Here is a 15,091-nt window from a genome sequence, read left to right as displayed (position 1 = left end):
CTGGGCGTACCGCTTGAGAAACACACCCGCTAGAAATCTTTATCTGGCCTCGATAGGCACGAGAATCGCGTCAGGGTCGAGGCCAAGAGCCGTGACTAGCAGGATTGCGTCCGGGTCGTCGCAGTAGACCTCGGGTCGATCGGGAGCAAACCAGCGGGCGAAATAGACCGGGTTTTGCGTTGGAACGGTGGATCGATGCGGATTTTGTCCTTTCCTGCATCCTTGAAGGAGCCGCGATTCAATTAGCATGCTGTTAATTAGTTCCGGAAAATTTTAACGAATCGTTGACCGCGCTGTCCCAGAATAGGACGGCGCGGTCAAACCCCCAAACGGGCTGCGCTGGCGGCTCCGGCAATTCGCCTTCCCGCGCTACTGTCGGAGCCGCTACCACACTCCTCCAAAATACCAGTAATCGTTGAAACAACTATTACCGCACGTGCTTTCCAGTGCGTTTTCCCAGTCGTTAGACTTTGATGGAACAGGCCTCGCCTTCACGGTTGACGCTGAGACAGTCCATCTCAGCGAGGAAGCATGGAAGCCCAAGAGAACATCCGCAACGCCTGGGCCGCCCTCAAGCTGGTTCGCATGGCTATTGAACAGACCTGCCCCGCAGGAGGCGGCCCGCTTCCACAAGAAAGGTTGGTTCATCCAGGCTGAGAACGTCTGTCGCCAGATCCTGAACACCGAGCCGACGCATGATCAGGCTCTGTACGGACTCGGTCACGTTTTGGGTACGAAGGGCGATCACCGTCAGGCTGCGGACTGCTTCGGCGCGCTTGCAGCTATGTCGCCGCAATCTGTAAGCGCCTGGCTTTGCCTGGGCATTGCGCAGCAGTCGCTAAACGACCACTCCGCAGCCATCGTGTCGTTTGGGCGAGCCACGGACCTCGATCCAGGCCTCACCCTAGCGCGTTATGCCCCGGGGCCGCAGCCTTCTCGCCCTTCAGCGGACGGATGAGGCGGCCCAGGCTTTCACGCCGGTGCTTGAGAATGGATCGCCCGCGCCGGCGGAAACCGCCCTGCGCGCCAAGGCCCGGCGACAATTGCAGCAGTTGAGGACAGCCAAGCCGCTCTACATAAAGAAACCTGAGCGCGAGACGCCCGTCATCCAGCCGTCGGTGCCGCTGGGGCTGACAAATCTGCTTAAGGTTGCGCGGCGGCAACCACAAGCCGCTCCATCTCTTCTGTTGCTTGACGAGGGGCTTGCCTTAGGATCAGCACGCGATTGGCCCGTCCAGAGCGGCCAAACGCAACGGCAATCAAGTCGGGAGAGGTCCCTGCCGCTCCAAGCCGCTCAAACAACTCGGCGCCGCCTCGTCATGGAGCCGGTTGCGGCCAGCGCTGCAACGCAGCACGGCCAACGTCCGTAAGCGCATAGACGCCGCGCTCGGCCCTGGCGAACCAGCCATAGACGTTGTGAAGCAGGATCTTGGCAGCGCGTGGTGAAACGGTTTTCAAGTCGCGCGGACGCTTCGGGCCGTCAACCATGGCAGCGGCGCAGGCCAGTGCATCCTGTCGGTAAGCGGTCATTATCGGCGTGCGCGAGCCGCCGCCGACCACAGGGTCGCCGCGCCGGCGCCGATGCTCGTCCACCAGGCGCGATCTTCGCCTCGGATCTCGCCGGGGCGGCAAGGCGGCCGGGCTGAGCAGCAATTCGACGTTGCCGGCGGAACCAACTCCCAAAAGGCCGAAGCCGAGCCGCCTGCAGAGTGCGCGGAACCGGCGATCGCGCTCGCGGCCTTTGCCTCGACTTGACATGCGCGCCGCAAGCCAGACCTCATCGCATGACGCAGCACGATCGACACCTTGAAGTATGAGCTCGAGGTTGAACTGCAATTTCAATTCGCAGATGACGACCACGGGCGGCTCGCCGTCGCGCAACCCCACGACGTCGCAACCACCAACTTCGCCTTTGACGGTGAATTCCAGGCCCTCAAGAAACCGCTTCACCGGCATGTAAAGAGACGTTTCCTGCATGCGCGAGGCATAGCCGATTCGTGACTGGCTGGCACAGCATCACCGAAGAGCATGCCGCTCTGGGCCAGATTTGCCGCTCGTCGAACGCATGGAAGTGTGGGATGCCAGCTCGGCCGCTAAGCTCTCAGCCCCCTCGCCTCACCAGAACGCTTGCCCGGAACCATCATATCCCTGGCCAGCAGGCGGCTCACCCGGCAGAACGCCATGAACGCCCGGCAGGCGTCCTCGGTCTCGACCAGGTCGACCGTGGCGCCGAAGCAGGCATTGAATGCGGCCTGATAGACCGGGCCTTGCCGGCGAACCGGCCAGCCTTGCAGGAAATCCAGCGCCTGTTCGACGCTGTAGATTTCCTCGACCGGCAGGCCAGGCGCGGTCGTGATGCGCACCGGCACCTCGAATTGCAATCTGTCCATTCCTGTCTCTCCCGAACGCGTTCCCGCAGCAACACCGTTCGTCGCAATGTTGCTTTGACCGGCTTTTCGCTCAGGCCCCACTTCTTGCTCAGAAATATGTCGTCAGTGCGGACAAACACCCCGGCACGCGCCGGACAGGCACAAGATGAAGCCGCGAGGTATGAATATCGCCGGCTTAAGCCGATCGCCGGCAGTTCGTCCTTGAACCTGACGCCGTCCGGTGCCAAATCTGGGAGGATTTTCGCGCGGGCTCATTGGAAGCCCTTTCTTCCGGCAAGACGGACACAATGGTCACCTATCTCGACGCCGCCATGGCACCACTCAGAAACACCGGCCAGATCCGCCTCTATGGCGAAGAAGGCTTTGCCGGCATGCGCAAGGCCTGCGATCTCACCGCGCGCTGCCTCGACGAACTGGTGTCGATCGTCGCACCGGGCGTCACCACCGAAACCATCGACCGTTTCGTCTTCGAGTTCGGCATGGATCACGGCGCATTGCCGGCGACGCTGAACTATCGCGGCTACACGAAGTCGTCCTGCACCTCGATCAACCACGTCGTCTGCCATGGCATTCCCGACAACAAGCCGTTGAAGGACGGCGACATCGTCAACATCGACGTCACCTACATCCTCGATGGCTGGCACGGCGATTCCTCGCGCATGTATCCGGTGGGCACGATCAAGCGCGCCGCCGAGCGCCTGCTCGAGGTCACGCATGAATGCCTGATGCGCGGCATCGCGGCGATCAAGCCCGGCGCCCGCACCGGCGCCATCGGCGCCGCCATCCAGACCTATGCCGAAAGCGAGCGCTGCTCGGTGGTGCGCGATTTCTGCGGCCACGGCGTCGGCCAGCTCTTTCACGACGCGCCGAACATCCTGCACTATGGCAGCGCCAGCGAAGGCGTCGAGATGCGGCCGGGCATGATCTTCACCGTCGAGCCGATGATCAATCTCGGCCGGCCGCACGTAAAAGTGCTGTCGGACGGCTGGACGGCGGTGACACGCGACCGCTCGCTGTCGGCGCAGTATGAGCACACGATCGGCGTCACCGAAACCGGATGCGAGATTTTCACGCTGTCGCCAAAAAGCCTCGACCGTCCCGGCCTGCCGGCCTAGTGTTTGTGCGAGGGCCGGATCTTTCCGGTCAAGAAAATGCGGGCGGCCATGGGGACAACCAGCGACGACGACGAGCGGGGTTTCTTTCCCGAGAGACCGACAAAATCGCTCGCGAAAGCCACGTCGGTCGAAAAGCCGCATTATCTCGGTCATCGCGACCGCTTGCGCCAACGGTTCGCGGCCGCGGGTTCCGACGCCCTCCCCGATTACGAATTGCTGGAGCTCTTGCTCTTTCGCCTGATCCCCCGCGCCGACACCAAACCCGTCGCCAAGGCATTGCTGGCGCGCTTCGGCACGCTGGCCGAGGTGCTTGGCGCGCCGGTCGCGCGGCTTGAGGAGGTCAGGGGTATCGGCCCGGCGGTGGCGCTCGATCTGAAGATCGTTGCCGCGGCCGCCCAACGCGCGGCACGTAGCGAGATCAAAGGCCGCGAGGTCTTGTCGTCCTGGACGCAGGTTCTCGGATACTGCCGGTCGGTCATGGCCTTCGAGGAGCGCGAGCAGTTCCGTATCCTGTTTCTCGACAAGAAGAACGCACTGATCGCCGACGAGGTGCAGCAGGTCGGCACCGTCGACCACACGCCGGTCTATCCGCGCGAAGTGGTCAAGCGCGCGCTCGAACTCTCCGCCACGGCGATCATACTGGCGCATAACCATCCGTCAGGCGATCCGACGCCGTCGCGCGCAGACATCGAGATGACCAAGCTGGTCATCGAGACGGCCAAACCGCTCGGCATCGCCGTCCACGATCACATCATCATCGGCAAGAAGGGTCATGCCAGCATGAAGGGCCTGCTGCTGATCTGACGCCCTGCTTGAACATGCGTCGGCTTCTCGCCGAAAGCGTCCCGTCTCGTGTCATGACACGCCAGGCAGCGAAGGACGTGGCGCGGGAGTACGGCTGCCAACCGCGATGGCGAGCGCGACGACGATCAGTATAGCCGCGACCGCGAACGTGATCCGCATACCGGCGGCAACGGCCTCGGGGCGCGCCGTTGCGATGTCCATCGCCTCTGAGGCGAATGCGAACACAGCGCCCATGACGGATGCGCCGGTGATGAGCCCGAGATTGCGCGACAAATTGAGCAAGCCGGAAACGACGCCCCGCTGGTCCGGGTGGATATCCGACATGACAGCGGTGTTGTTGGCGGTTTGGAACAGCGCATAGCCCGATGTGATGACTGCGATCGGGGCGATGTAGCCGGGGACGCCTGATATTGCCGGCATCACGGATAGACTGAAGCAACCGGCGGCTATCGCGATGAGCCCAATGATGGTCATGCGCCCGGCGCCAAAACGGTCGGCTATGCGACCAGCTGGCACACCGGTCAGCGCGGCGACAAGCGGACCGACCGACATGACGATGCCAACAAGAGCCGCGTCGAGCCCGAGCGCACGAGACAGATAGAACGGCCCGACCACCAGCGTCGCCATCATCACCGTCGCAACGAGCGCGCTCATGGCGAGGCTGGCACTCAGCATCGCATTGCGGAACGCGCCCAATCGGATCAAAGGCGACGCCACTCTCGCCTCCACAAGCACAAAGAAGCCGGTTCCGAAGACGGCAGCCACCAACAGAGCCATGTTGAGCGGACCAAAACTGCCACGCCCGATCGTCATCGCGAGCGCATACGCGCCAAGCGTCAAGGCAAGCAGCAGCGTGCCGACAACGTCGAAGCCGGCCCGATCCGTCTTCGGCCCCCGGCGATCAGCCGGCAGATAGCGATAGGCGAGAACAAATGCCAGCAACCCCAGTGGCACGTGGACGAGGAAGATCGCCCGCCAACCGGCTCCGGCAATCAGAAGGCCGCCGAGCGAGGGACCCAGAGCGGTGCCGATCGCCGACATCGTTCCGAGCAGCCCCATGGCGCTGCCGGTCCTTGCCTTCGGAACCGTCTCAGCGACAAAGGCCATGGTCAGCGCCATCATGATAGCCGCCCCCAGGCCCTGCGCCGTCCGGGCTGAGATCAGCAGCCAGAGCGTCGGCGCGAAACCACATAGGACTGAGGCCGTCGTGAACAGGAAGAGCCCGGCCAGCAGCAGCAGCCGGCGGCCGGTGATGTCACCGAGCCGTCCGACGCTGACGATCAGCGTGGTGATGGCGAGGAGATAAGCCAGCACGATCCACTGGACGTCCTGGAACGAGGCGTTGAACGCCTGCGCCAACGTCGGCAAGGCAACATTGGCGATGCTGATCCCGAGTGAGGACAGCAACATCGACAACGAAAGGCTGGCGAGTGCCCACCGAACCGAAGGTGCCCGTTGTGGATTTCCAGCGACTGCCCGTCCTGCATCGATTGGCTTCAACATGAACTCCGTTTTCTGGCGACTCCTGAAACGGAGTTGGCAGACAGGTAGTCCTTGGCTTGGTATGACGAAAGGCGCATCGTTTGCAGTTAATCATTGCGTCTGACGCTATGTCACATAGTGCCGACCGTGCTACGATCAGCATATGTCGCATCCCGATCTCAATCTGCTTGTCACCCTTGATGTGCTGCTGACGGAAGGCAGCGTGGCGCGCGCCGCCAAGAGGCTGCGGCTGAGCCCGTCGGCGATGAGCCGGGCGCTGGCGCGATTGCGTGAGACGACCGGCGATCCGCTGCTAGTCAGGGCTGGACGCGGCCTCGTGCCCACACCCCGAGCCATCGAGCTCCGCGAGCGCGTCGGTCAGCTTGTGGAGGACGCCGAATCCGTTCTGCGTCCTGTTGAGACGCTCGACCTGAAACGGCTCGTGCGAACCTTCACGCTCAGAAACCAGGATGGCTTTGTCGAGAGTTTCGGACCGGATCTCATTGCGCGCGTCGGCCAACAAGCACCGGGCGTGCGGCTGCGTTTTGTGTTGAAGCCAGACAAGGACAGCACGCCCCTGCGCGACGGCAGCGTAGACCTGGAAACCGGCGTCGTCGGAAACGCCACGGGACCGGAGGTGCGCGCGCAAGCGCTGTTTCGTGATCGTTTCGTCGGCGCCGTGCGGATGGGGCATCCATTATGCGAGCTGACGATCACCCCTGCCCGTTACGCAGCCTGCCGGCACATCCTCATCTCCCGTCGCGGGCTCGACAGGGGGCCGATCGACGACGCCTTTGAGCCGTTAGGGTTGAAACGAGAAATCGTCACGGTCGTCGGCGGCTTTTCGGAAGCTCTGGCCCTGGCGCGTGCCTCGGACCTGATCGCCAGCGTTCCCGAACGCTATACGGGGAACCTGCGCGACGGGATGTTCTGTTTCCCTCTGCCGATTCCCTTGCCGGAAATCACGGTTTCACTTTTGTGGCACCCGCGGCTGGATGCCGATCCGGCGCATCGCTGGCTGCGCGGTTGCGTTCGAGACGTTTGCGCCGGAACAACTCCCTGGATTTCTTAGTGATTGAGGCGAGCGTTGCTGATCCGATCACGGCAACTCGGTGTTGCAGGTGCCGGCGATCTGGCCGACCGCCTCGCTGAGCCCGGCAAGGTCGAAATCGGCCTCGCCTCGCCCTGACACCATCCCGAACCAGCCTCCTCCCGCGCTTGCCGACCGACCAGCTTTCGTTGACCTTGCTGGCGTTGTCGACGGTTACCGACACGGTGATGGTCCGGCTGGCGGAGACGGCATCGTTCAACTGCAGCCATTCGCTCCAGCGCGAGGAGGAGCGTCGTGGCGACCGCGCCTCCAATGCCGACGAATAGCTTCAGCGATCCCTCCAACGACCTGCACTTTGCAACTCGGCGCAGATAATGATCAAAACCTCGTATCGCCAGCCGCCAACCGCTGCTTGGGCACGAATCTATCGCCTACCGCATCGGCTCGAAAATCGGAATCGATTCGCGGACAGCACGATGCGCAGATAGTGAGAGTGCAGAGTGTATTTTGTCCGTCTAAGTGGCCGCACGTCGCTCTAAGGTCAAAACCGCACATGGGGCGGCCTTTCACAATTCGGCGGAAACCCGTGTTGTTCGGCGCTTTTGGCAGGCTTTTTCTTCGCCGCAGCCTTCTTCTTCTTAGGTTTTTCCACATCATCGCCATTGCGTTTTCGGCTGACCGGAAGACCGCACTAGAATTTCGATCAGAAATCGAGCTATGATGCATTTGGCATTTCCTGGGACGGCTTCGCGCCCTTGGAATGCCGGGAGGAAACGGGATATGGCCATAGCGCTTGTACTCGTTTTGGTAGTTGTGGGCTCAGTGTTGTTCCACTTCCTGAGCCCATGGTGGTGGACGCCGATTGCCTCTAACTGGGACTATATCGACAACACCATCATCATCACCTTCTGGATCACCGGCGTCGTCTTCGCCGCCGTCGTCCTATTTATGGCCTATTGCGTCTTCCGCTTCCGTCATCGGGAAGGCAATCAGGCGGCATACAAACCCGAGGACAAGCGGCTCGAATGGTGGCTGACGATCGTCACCGCAACCGGGGTCACGGCCATGCTGGTTCCCGGCCTGTTCGTCTGGAACCAGTTCGTCAGCGTCCCAAGCGACGCAACTGTGGTCGAAGTCGTCGGCCAGCAATGGCAATGGAGTTTCCGCTTGCCCGGCAAGGACGGCAAGCTCGGCACATCCGACACCCGTAACGTCAGCCCTGAAAATCCCCTGGGCGTCATTGCCGACGATCCCAGTGGCCAGGACGATGTCGTCGTCGAAGCCGCCGATCTGCATCTGCCGGTCGGCAAGCCGGTCAAGATGCTGCTTCGCTCGATCGACGTGCTGCATGATTTCTATGTCCCTGAATTCCGCGCCAAGATGGACATGATCCCGGGCTCGGTCACCTATTTCTGGTTCACCCCGACCAAGACCGGAACCTTCCAGGTCCTGTGCGCCGAACTTTGCGGCCAGGGGCATCCTTTGATGCATGGTGTGGTCATGGTCGACACGCAGGAAGATTATACGGCCTGGCTCGGCGAACAGCAGACTTTTGCGCAATTGTCGGCCCCCCAGCAGGTGGGCTCGGCAGAGTAGACGCCGTGAAAGACGGCGACGTGGGTTGAAATTGCGGCAGGGCTCGAAACTGTCGAGCCTGGCCGAGAAGGGCACGGAGGTGTTCCTATGGTCGATATCACGCCTGCAGATGCGGTGCCGCCGGCCGAAGTCCCGGAGATGGAACTCTACCATCCGCACAGCTGGTGGACGAAATACGTTTTCTCGCAGGACGCCAAGGTCATCGCCATCCAGTATTCGGCGACGGCGACGGCAATCGGCATGGTGGCGCTGGTGCTGTCCTGGATGATGCGGCTGCAGCTCGGCTTCCCCGGCACGTTCGATTTCATCACGCCGGAAGCCTACTACCAGTTCATCACCATGCACGGCATGATCATGGTGATCTACCTGCTCACGGCACTCTTCCTGGGTGGCTTCGGCAACTACCTGATCCCACTGATGGTCGGCGCGCGCGACATGGTCTTTCCCTATGTCAACATGCTGAGCTACTGGATTTACCTGCTCGCCGTACTGGTTTTGGTGTCGAGCTTCTTTGCGCCCGGCGGGCCGACGGGTGCCGGCTGGACGCTCTACCCGCCGCAGGCGATCATGACCGGCACACCAGGCGGCCAGGACTGGGGCATCATGCTGATGCTCATCTCGCTGATCCTGTTCATCATCGGCTTCACCATGGGCGGCTTGAACTATGTGGTGACGGTGCTGCAGGCCCGCACACGCGGCATGACGCTGATGCGCCTGCCGCTGACTGTCTGGGGTATCTTCACCGCGACGGTCATGGCGCTGCTCGCCTTTCCGGCGCTGTTTGTCGCCTGCGTGATGATGCTGTTCGACCGTGCGCTCGGCACCAGCTTCTTCATGCCGGCGATCGTCGAGATGGGCGAACAGTTGCAGCATGGCGGCGGCAGCCCGATCCTGTTCCAGCATCTGTTCTGGTTCTTCGGCCACCCCGAGGTCTATATCGTGGCGCTGCCGGCCTTCGGCATCGTATCCGACCTGATCAGCACCCATGCACGCAAGAACATCTTCGGCTACCGGATGATGGTCTGGGCCATCGTCGGCATCGGCGCGCTGAGCTTCGTGGTCTGGGCCCACCACATGTATGTCAGCGGCATGCATCCCTATTTCGGCTTCTTCTTCGCCACCACGACATTGATCATTGCCGTACCGACCGCGATCAAGGTCTACAATTGGGTACTGACGCTGTGGCGCGGCGACATCCACCTCACAATACCGATGCTTTTTGCCCTGGCCTTCATCGTCACCTTCGTCAATGGCGGGCTGACCGGATTGTTTCTCGGCAACGTCGTCGTCGACGTTCCGCTGTCGGACACGATGTTCGTCGTCGCCCATTTCCACATGGTCATGGGCGTCGCCCCGATTCTCGTGATCTTCGGGGCGATTTATCACTGGTACCCGAAGGTCACTGGCCGGATGCTGAACGAGGCAATGGGCCAGTTCCATTTCTGGGTCACCTTCCTCGGTGCCTACCTGATTTTCTTTCCCATGCACTACATCGGCCTGATGGGCGTGCCGCGCCGCTACAACGAACTGACCGACATGACGGTGATGACGGAATCGGCCCACCACCTGAACTCGTTCATCAGCGTCATGGCCTTTATCGTCGGCTTCGCCCAGATAGTATTCCTGTTCAATCTGATCTGGAGCATCCGCCATGGCCGGGAAGCCGGCGGCAATCCGTGGCGCGCCACGACGCTCGAATGGCAGACGCCCGAAACACCGCCCGCCCATGGCAATTTCGGGAAAGAACTGCCGATCGTCTATCGCTGGGCCTATGACTACAGCGTGCCGGGCGCCAAAGAGGACTTTATCCCGCAAAACATGCCGGGCTCCTTCGGATCCTCAAGAGAGCCGGCATGAGCGTCATTCTGGTCTTCCTCCTCGTGATCGCCGGCTTTGCCGGATGGTGGCTCTCCCACCAGCGGCTGATGGCCAAGCCATGGCTCGAGCAAGGTGTGATCGGGGATGTTATCGGCTCGGAAGGATCGGCGCTGCCGACCGCCAAGATCGGCCTCGGCGTCTTCCTCGCCGTCGTCGGCTGCCTGTTCGCGCTTTTCACCAGCGCCTATTTCATGCGCATGGCGCTGTCGGACTGGCAGGCGTTGCCGCTACCGCGCGTGCTCTGGTTCAACACAGGCGTGCTGGTCCTGAGCAGCATCGCGCTGCAATGCGCCTCGGTCGCTGCGCGCCGGGGCCAAATCGACACGGTCAGGCTTGGCCTCGTCACAGCTGGGCTCACCGCACTTGGCTTCCTGATCGGACAGCTTGTGGCATGGCGGGACCTGACCGCCGACGGCTACCTGCTGACCGCCAATCCGGCCAACAGTTTTTTCTACCTGATAACCGGGATGCACGGCCTGCACATACTGGGAGGGCTGGTGGGCCTGAGCAGAACGACTGCCGGCGCCTGGAACGGAGCACCGGCGGAGCGGCTTCGCCTCAGCGTCGAATTGTGCGCCATGTACTGGCATTTCCTGCTTTTCGTCTGGCTCGCCATCTTCGCGCTTCTGGCCGGCTGGGCCGCGACTTTTATCGAGATTTGCCGACAGTTGCTGACCTAGGAGGGCCGGGCGGATGGCAGAGACGACAGTGACACATATCGGCCAAACACAGCCGCGGCCGGCGGGCTTGCAAGGCGTCGCGGCCGACTGGTCCTCGGATCAGCGCGCGTTCAAGAACGTGTCCTGGGGCAAGGCCATGATGTGGATATTCCTGCTCAGCGACACCTTCGTCTTCGGCTGCTTCCTGCTCTCCTACATGACCGCGCGCATGTCTACCCGAGTGCCGTGGCCCAATCCGAGCGAGGTCTTTGCCCTTCACATTGGCGGCTCGGACATTCCGCTGATCCTTATCGCCATCATGACCTTCGTGCTGATCTCGAGCAGCGGAACGATGGCCATGGCGGTCAACTTCGGCTATCGCCGCGACCGCCGCAAAACGGCGATCCTCATGCTTTTGACCGCAGCACTCGGCGCGACCTTCGTCGGCATGCAGGCGTTCGAATGGACCAAGCTGATCACCGAAGGGGTACGGCCCTGGGGCAATCCGTGGGGTGCGGCGCAGTTCGGGTCATCCTTCTTCATGATCACCGGCTTTCACGGCACCCATGTGACGTTTGGGGTGATCTTCCTGATCATCGTGGCGCGAAAGGTCTGGCGCGGCGATTACGACACGGGACGGCCTGGTTTCTTCACCAGCCGCAGGGGTCGCTACGAGAACGTCGAGATCATGGGGCTCTACTGGCATTTCGTCGACCTGGTCTGGGTGTTCATTTTCGCATTCTTCTATCTTTGGTGAGAGGCAGATATGGCTGAGATAACCGCAAACGGCCTGGGGCAACATACGCTGCACGGAGCTCAAGCGCATGATGCGACAGCAACCGGCATCGCCCCCGCGGAGGTTCATCAGGAGCACCCGATCAAGCTCTATCTGGTCGTCTGGGCATGGCTGTTCATCCTCAGCGCCTGCTCCTATATGGTCGATTATCTCGGCATCCACGGCTATCTCAGATGGTCGCTGATCCTGATCTTCATGATGCTCAAGGCCGGGCTGATCGTCGCGGTCTTCATGCACATGGCCTGGGAACGGCTGGCGCTGACATATGCGATCATATTGCCGCCGATACTAGTGCTGGTGTTCGTGACAATGATGGTCTTCGAATCGGATTACACGCTTCTCACCCGGATGGTGTTTTTTGGGGCCGAGCCCTGACGAGCAATCCGGGTACAGGGTCGACGGCGTCTCCCGTCAAGAGCTGGAAGCGCTAGTTGCGGTCCGCTCCTGTCTGCCTTGAAACAATCGACAGCTGGCCCATTTTTGTTAGCACGGGAAACGACGGAAGGAGAATGATTGCCTGCGTTTCCACATGCGTCGCGAACTCCAGCAAGGGAGGCTCAGGATGACGATCGCAAACAGACTGAAGGACTTTATCGACGGGAAAGGAATTTCCTATGACACCGTCGAGCACCACCGCACGTCGACAAGCAGGCAGGCCGCCATAGCGGCGCATGTGCCCGGCAGCATAATGGCCAAATCGGTGGTCGTTCACCACGAACTCGGCTATGCGCTGGCCGTGGTTCCCAGCACGCACAGGATCGAGCTCGGCACGTTGCAGGATGTCATGGACAAACGTATCGGACTCGCCTCCGAAGACGAGGTGGTTTCGCTCTTCGAGGATTGCGACACCGGCGCCATCCCGCCGATCGGCGCGGCCTACGATGTGCCGGTGATTCTCGATGAGAGCCTCGGCAATGCCGCCGACATCTATTTCGAGGGCGGCGACCACAGGACGCTCGTGCATGTCAGCGGCAAGGACTTCCGCAACCTGACCAGCGACGCACGCCAGGCCCGCTTTAGCTACCCGGCTTACTGAACACCCTGGCCAACTTGCCGCACCGATGCTCTCGCCGGTGCGGCAGGCAGGATTTTGTCAGTTAGCCGGTCTGGTGGAGGCCGGCGATTCCACAACTTTCCGATAGACGTGCCAGGTGGCGTGACCGAGGATCGGCAGCACCACCGCTAGCCCGGCAAACACCGGCAGCGAACCAATGATCAGCGCGACGGCGACAATCAGTCCCCAGACAGCCATCACGATCGGGTTCGCCAGGACCACACGCACTGAGGTGTGGATGGCTTCGTAGGCACCGACATCACGATCGAGCAACAACGGGAACGCGACGACCGTGGTGCACAACACCACGGCGGCGAAGACAAAGCCGATAGCGTGGCCAAGGATAATCAGCGTCCAGCCGCGTCCGGTGGCGAATATTTCACTGATGAAGCTGGAGAGCGATTCCGGCGGGGCCGGGCCGAACACTTGCTGGTAAAATATCTGCGCGGTCAAAAGCCAGGCGATGAAGATCGCAAGCAGCATGATCCCGACCGCCGCGATGGCCGGCAGCGCCGGAGAATTCCTGACCCCGAAAGCGTGGCTCCAGGAGGCGTCGAGCCCGGCCTCCCGTCGCCGGCTGATCTCATAGAGGCCGATCGCCGCGAATGGACCGATCAGCGCAAAACCCGACACCAGCGGAAACAACAGCGGCAGCGCATTGTTGCCCGACGTCCAGACGGCGAGCACGACGCCGACAAGCGGATAGATCAGGCAGAGGAAAACGATATGCGACGGTTTGACCATGAAATCGTCGACGCCGCGCTTGAGCGCGTCGAAAAGGTCGGAAACGCCGATCTTTCGAATTCTGGTGTGCTCCAGCGTCTCGCTGGCGCCTGCAATCACGTGAAAACTTGCCATGACCATTCCTCCAGACCAGGTCCGGTAAGGTCGCGATTTTACGGTGCTGCCGTTCAGCGTGACTGGCCACGCAAAACCGCGACCTGCACCATGATCAACATACGCTCTTGCAGGGGATTTGTCGCCGCCCTTTGTCTTGAGAGGACGGCTCCGGTGATCCGGCTAGCTCTAACCGCATTTCTTCGATATTCTCCAAGCTGGGTTGAAGGGTGAAGGTCATGGATGGAAAGACCGTTCTCATGCTCGGCCTTGGCGTAGTTATTCTGCTGTTGCTGGGATTCTGCGCAGTGCCAATGTGAGGTTTGAGCAGGTTCGGAGCGCACCTCGATCAGCAATCGCCGATTCTCAACCCGGCAAGCAATCCGAGAACATCAGGATTCAATGCAGCCACGAGGCAGGTCATGCCGTCAATTTCCGGCTGACATGACGACACGCATTGCAGTGGTATCGGCAAGCAGCACGGCAAAGATCGCGAAAAGATAGAGAATCGAATAGGCAAACAGCGCCTTTGCGCGATTCATCTCCTTGTCGATCAGAAGCTTCCAGGCATGCCAGATGAAACCCGCGCCCAATGCGGCCGAAACAATCCCGTACAATCCGCTCGCGAATCCAAAGGCCCAAGGCAGCACGCCGATTGGTGCTAGGATCAGTGAATAGACGAAGATCTGTTTTCTGGTCGAAGCCTGGCCGGCCACGTTCGGCATCATGGGAATGCCGGCAGCAGCATAGTCGCCGATCTTGAACAGCGCGAGCGCCCAGAAATGCGGCGGCGTCCAGAGGAAGATGATCAGAAACAGGATGAGACTTTCAGCCCCCACGGCGCCGGTGGCCGCCGCCCACCCGATGACAGGAGGAAGGGCACCCGCGGCGCCGCCTATGACGATATTCTGCGGCGTCGAGCGTTTCAGCCACATCGTGTAGATGACAACGTAGAAGAAGATGGTGAAGGCCAGCAGCGATGCGGCAAGCCACCCAACCAGCACGCCGAGCGTCATGACCGAAAGTACGGAAAGCACCAGGCCGAAGCCGAGAGCTTCGCCTGGCATGACCCGGCCTGAAGGGACCGGCCGCTTCGACGTGCGCGACATCAACGCGTCAATATCGGCATCGTACCACATGTTGAGTGCCCCGGCCGCTCCCGCTCCAACTGCAATTGCACCAATTGCAATCACGGCGATGACCGGATTCATCGCCCCAGGCGCCACCATCAGGCCGACGAAAGCGGTAAAAACAGCAAGCGCCATGACGCGTGGTTTCAGAAGCGCGAAGAAATCACTGACCGTCGCTTCAGAGATCTGGATACCGGTATCCTTGAGGCCGCTTTCCCGAGCCGACATTTCAGGCGACCACCGATGGGAACGGGCAATCTGGCCGACCCATCAGCCGGCGGAAGAGCCAGGTTACTTCC

General features: G+C 61.3%; 16 protein-coding genes. 10 read left to right on the top strand and 6 right to left on the bottom strand.

The features are described 5' to 3' along the window. Window positions 1-1,317 precede the first annotated feature (1,317 nt). Both AC0NIE_RS19930 and AC0NIE_RS19925 read right to left on the bottom strand, forming a co-directional pair. On the bottom strand, window positions 1,318-1,977 hold the full coding sequence (locus AC0NIE_RS19930) for a DUF2161 domain-containing phosphodiesterase (RefSeq protein WP_473489596.1): 660 nt from the start codon (window positions 1,975-1,977) through the stop codon (window positions 1,318-1,320). Window positions 1,978-2,093: 116 nt separating this feature from the next. Next, window positions 2,094-2,390, bottom strand: coding sequence for a DUF982 domain-containing protein (locus AC0NIE_RS19925; RefSeq protein WP_473489595.1), 297 nt, complete (start codon window positions 2,388-2,390; stop codon window positions 2,094-2,096). Between the two features lie 287 nt (window positions 2,391-2,677). Here AC0NIE_RS19925 and map point away from each other — a divergent pair, with 287 nt between their 5' ends. After that, window positions 2,678-3,505, top strand: a complete 828-nt coding sequence (gene map, locus AC0NIE_RS19920; protein ID WP_123150673.1) for a type I methionyl aminopeptidase — start codon at window positions 2,678-2,680, stop codon at window positions 3,503-3,505. Between the two features lie 48 nt (window positions 3,506-3,553). Beyond that, the gene (radC, locus tag AC0NIE_RS19915; RefSeq protein ID WP_473489594.1) at window positions 3,554-4,309 is read left to right on the top strand and encodes a RadC family protein; all 756 of its coding nucleotides are present in this window, start codon (window positions 3,554-3,556) and stop codon (window positions 4,307-4,309) included. Between the two features lie 51 nt (window positions 4,310-4,360). Here the strand turns inward: radC and AC0NIE_RS19910 are convergent, their stop codons facing one another. After that, window positions 4,361-5,812, bottom strand: a complete 1,452-nt coding sequence (locus AC0NIE_RS19910) for an MFS transporter (protein ID WP_473489593.1) — start codon at window positions 5,810-5,812, stop codon at window positions 4,361-4,363. Window positions 5,813-5,954: 142 nt separating this feature from the next. On the opposite strand from AC0NIE_RS19910, the gene AC0NIE_RS19905 reads away from it, so the two are divergent. The 8 genes from AC0NIE_RS19905 (at window position 5,955) to AC0NIE_RS19870 (ending at window position 12,807) form a co-directional block, all read left to right on the top strand. After that, window positions 5,955-6,863: a LysR family transcriptional regulator gene (locus AC0NIE_RS19905; RefSeq protein WP_473489592.1), complete on the top strand. Its 909-nt coding sequence runs from the start codon at window positions 5,955-5,957 to the stop codon at window positions 6,861-6,863. Between the two features lie 167 nt (window positions 6,864-7,030). Continuing rightward, a complete protein-coding gene (locus AC0NIE_RS19900) occupies window positions 7,031-7,168 on the top strand; it encodes a hypothetical protein (protein ID WP_244603015.1) in 138 nt (45 codons plus the stop codon). Between the two features lie 454 nt (window positions 7,169-7,622). Further along, window positions 7,623-8,438 (top strand): cytochrome c oxidase subunit II, encoded by an 816-nt coding sequence (gene coxB / locus AC0NIE_RS19895; RefSeq protein WP_473489590.1) that lies wholly within the window; start codon window positions 7,623-7,625, stop codon window positions 8,436-8,438. A gap of 87 nt (window positions 8,439-8,525) precedes the next feature. After that, window positions 8,526-10,295, top strand: coding sequence for a cytochrome c oxidase subunit I (gene ctaD / locus AC0NIE_RS19890; protein WP_473489589.1), 1,770 nt, complete (start codon window positions 8,526-8,528; stop codon window positions 10,293-10,295). Further along, on the top strand, window positions 10,292-10,996 hold the full coding sequence (locus AC0NIE_RS19885; protein ID WP_473489588.1) for a cytochrome c oxidase subunit 3: 705 nt from the start codon (window positions 10,292-10,294) through the stop codon (window positions 10,994-10,996). Before ctaD ends, AC0NIE_RS19885 begins: the two co-directional genes overlap by 4 nt. Window positions 10,997-11,009: 13 nt before the next feature. After that, a complete protein-coding gene (locus tag AC0NIE_RS19880) occupies window positions 11,010-11,732 on the top strand; it encodes a heme-copper oxidase subunit III family protein (protein ID WP_473489587.1) in 723 nt (240 codons plus the stop codon). A 9-nt stretch (window positions 11,733-11,741) separates the two neighbouring features. Next, window positions 11,742-12,146 carry a cytochrome C oxidase subunit IV family protein gene (locus AC0NIE_RS19875; RefSeq protein ID WP_473489586.1) on the top strand — a complete coding sequence of 135 codons (405 nt, stop codon included), beginning with the start codon at window positions 11,742-11,744 and terminating at the stop codon, window positions 12,144-12,146. Between the two features lie 187 nt (window positions 12,147-12,333). After that, on the top strand, window positions 12,334-12,807 hold the full coding sequence (locus AC0NIE_RS19870) for an aminoacyl-tRNA deacylase (RefSeq protein ID WP_123150665.1): 474 nt from the start codon (window positions 12,334-12,336) through the stop codon (window positions 12,805-12,807). Window positions 12,808-12,864: 57 nt separating this feature from the next. On the opposite strand, the gene AC0NIE_RS19865 is transcribed toward AC0NIE_RS19870, so the two are convergent. From AC0NIE_RS19865 to AC0NIE_RS19855, 3 genes are all read right to left on the bottom strand, one after another. Then, entirely contained in the window at window positions 12,865-13,683 is an 819-nt protein-coding gene (locus AC0NIE_RS19865) for a DUF2189 domain-containing protein (protein ID WP_473489585.1), read from the bottom strand. A 53-nt stretch (window positions 13,684-13,736) separates the two neighbouring features. Then, window positions 13,737-14,018: a hypothetical protein gene (locus tag AC0NIE_RS19860; RefSeq protein WP_473489584.1), complete on the bottom strand. Its 282-nt coding sequence runs from the start codon at window positions 14,016-14,018 to the stop codon at window positions 13,737-13,739. Between the two features lie 72 nt (window positions 14,019-14,090). Beyond that, window positions 14,091-15,020, bottom strand: a complete 930-nt coding sequence (locus AC0NIE_RS19855; protein WP_473489583.1) for a heme o synthase — start codon at window positions 15,018-15,020, stop codon at window positions 14,091-14,093. Between the last annotated feature and the right edge of the window lie 71 nt (window positions 15,021-15,091).

Source organism: Mesorhizobium sp. WSM4842 (assembly GCF_055901575.1).
The sequence above is the reverse complement of the archived record's forward strand: the minus strand, read 5'-3'. Positions and strand labels throughout refer to the sequence as shown.

What these genes read in the sequence shown, in the direction of transcription:
- AC0NIE_RS19930 (WP_473489596.1), bottom strand. Translation starts at nt 1,977, where the DNA reads ATGCAGGAAACGTCTCTTTACATGCCGGTGAAGCGGTTTCTTGAGGGC.
- AC0NIE_RS19925 (WP_473489595.1), bottom strand. Translation starts at nt 2,390, where the DNA reads ATGGACAGATTGCAATTCGAGGTGCCGGTGCGCATCACGACCGCGCCT.
- map (WP_123150673.1), top strand. Translation starts at nt 2,678, where the DNA reads ATGGTCACCTATCTCGACGCCGCCATGGCACCACTCAGAAACACCGGC.
- radC (WP_473489594.1), top strand. Translation starts at nt 3,554, where the DNA reads ATGGGGACAACCAGCGACGACGACGAGCGGGGTTTCTTTCCCGAGAGA.
- AC0NIE_RS19910 (WP_473489593.1), bottom strand. Translation starts at nt 5,812, where the DNA reads ATGTTGAAGCCAATCGATGCAGGACGGGCAGTCGCTGGAAATCCACAA.
- AC0NIE_RS19905 (WP_473489592.1), top strand. Translation starts at nt 5,955, where the DNA reads ATGTCGCATCCCGATCTCAATCTGCTTGTCACCCTTGATGTGCTGCTG.
- coxB (WP_473489590.1), top strand. Translation starts at nt 7,623, where the DNA reads ATGGCCATAGCGCTTGTACTCGTTTTGGTAGTTGTGGGCTCAGTGTTG.
- ctaD (WP_473489589.1), top strand. Translation starts at nt 8,526, where the DNA reads ATGGTCGATATCACGCCTGCAGATGCGGTGCCGCCGGCCGAAGTCCCG.
- AC0NIE_RS19885 (WP_473489588.1), top strand. Translation starts at nt 10,292, where the DNA reads ATGAGCGTCATTCTGGTCTTCCTCCTCGTGATCGCCGGCTTTGCCGGA.
- AC0NIE_RS19880 (WP_473489587.1), top strand. Translation starts at nt 11,010, where the DNA reads ATGGCAGAGACGACAGTGACACATATCGGCCAAACACAGCCGCGGCCG.
- AC0NIE_RS19875 (WP_473489586.1), top strand. Translation starts at nt 11,742, where the DNA reads ATGGCTGAGATAACCGCAAACGGCCTGGGGCAACATACGCTGCACGGA.
- AC0NIE_RS19870 (WP_123150665.1), top strand. Translation starts at nt 12,334, where the DNA reads ATGACGATCGCAAACAGACTGAAGGACTTTATCGACGGGAAAGGAATT.
- AC0NIE_RS19865 (WP_473489585.1), bottom strand. Translation starts at nt 13,683, where the DNA reads ATGGCAAGTTTTCACGTGATTGCAGGCGCCAGCGAGACGCTGGAGCAC.
- AC0NIE_RS19855 (WP_473489583.1), bottom strand. Translation starts at nt 15,020, where the DNA reads ATGTCGGCTCGGGAAAGCGGCCTCAAGGATACCGGTATCCAGATCTCT.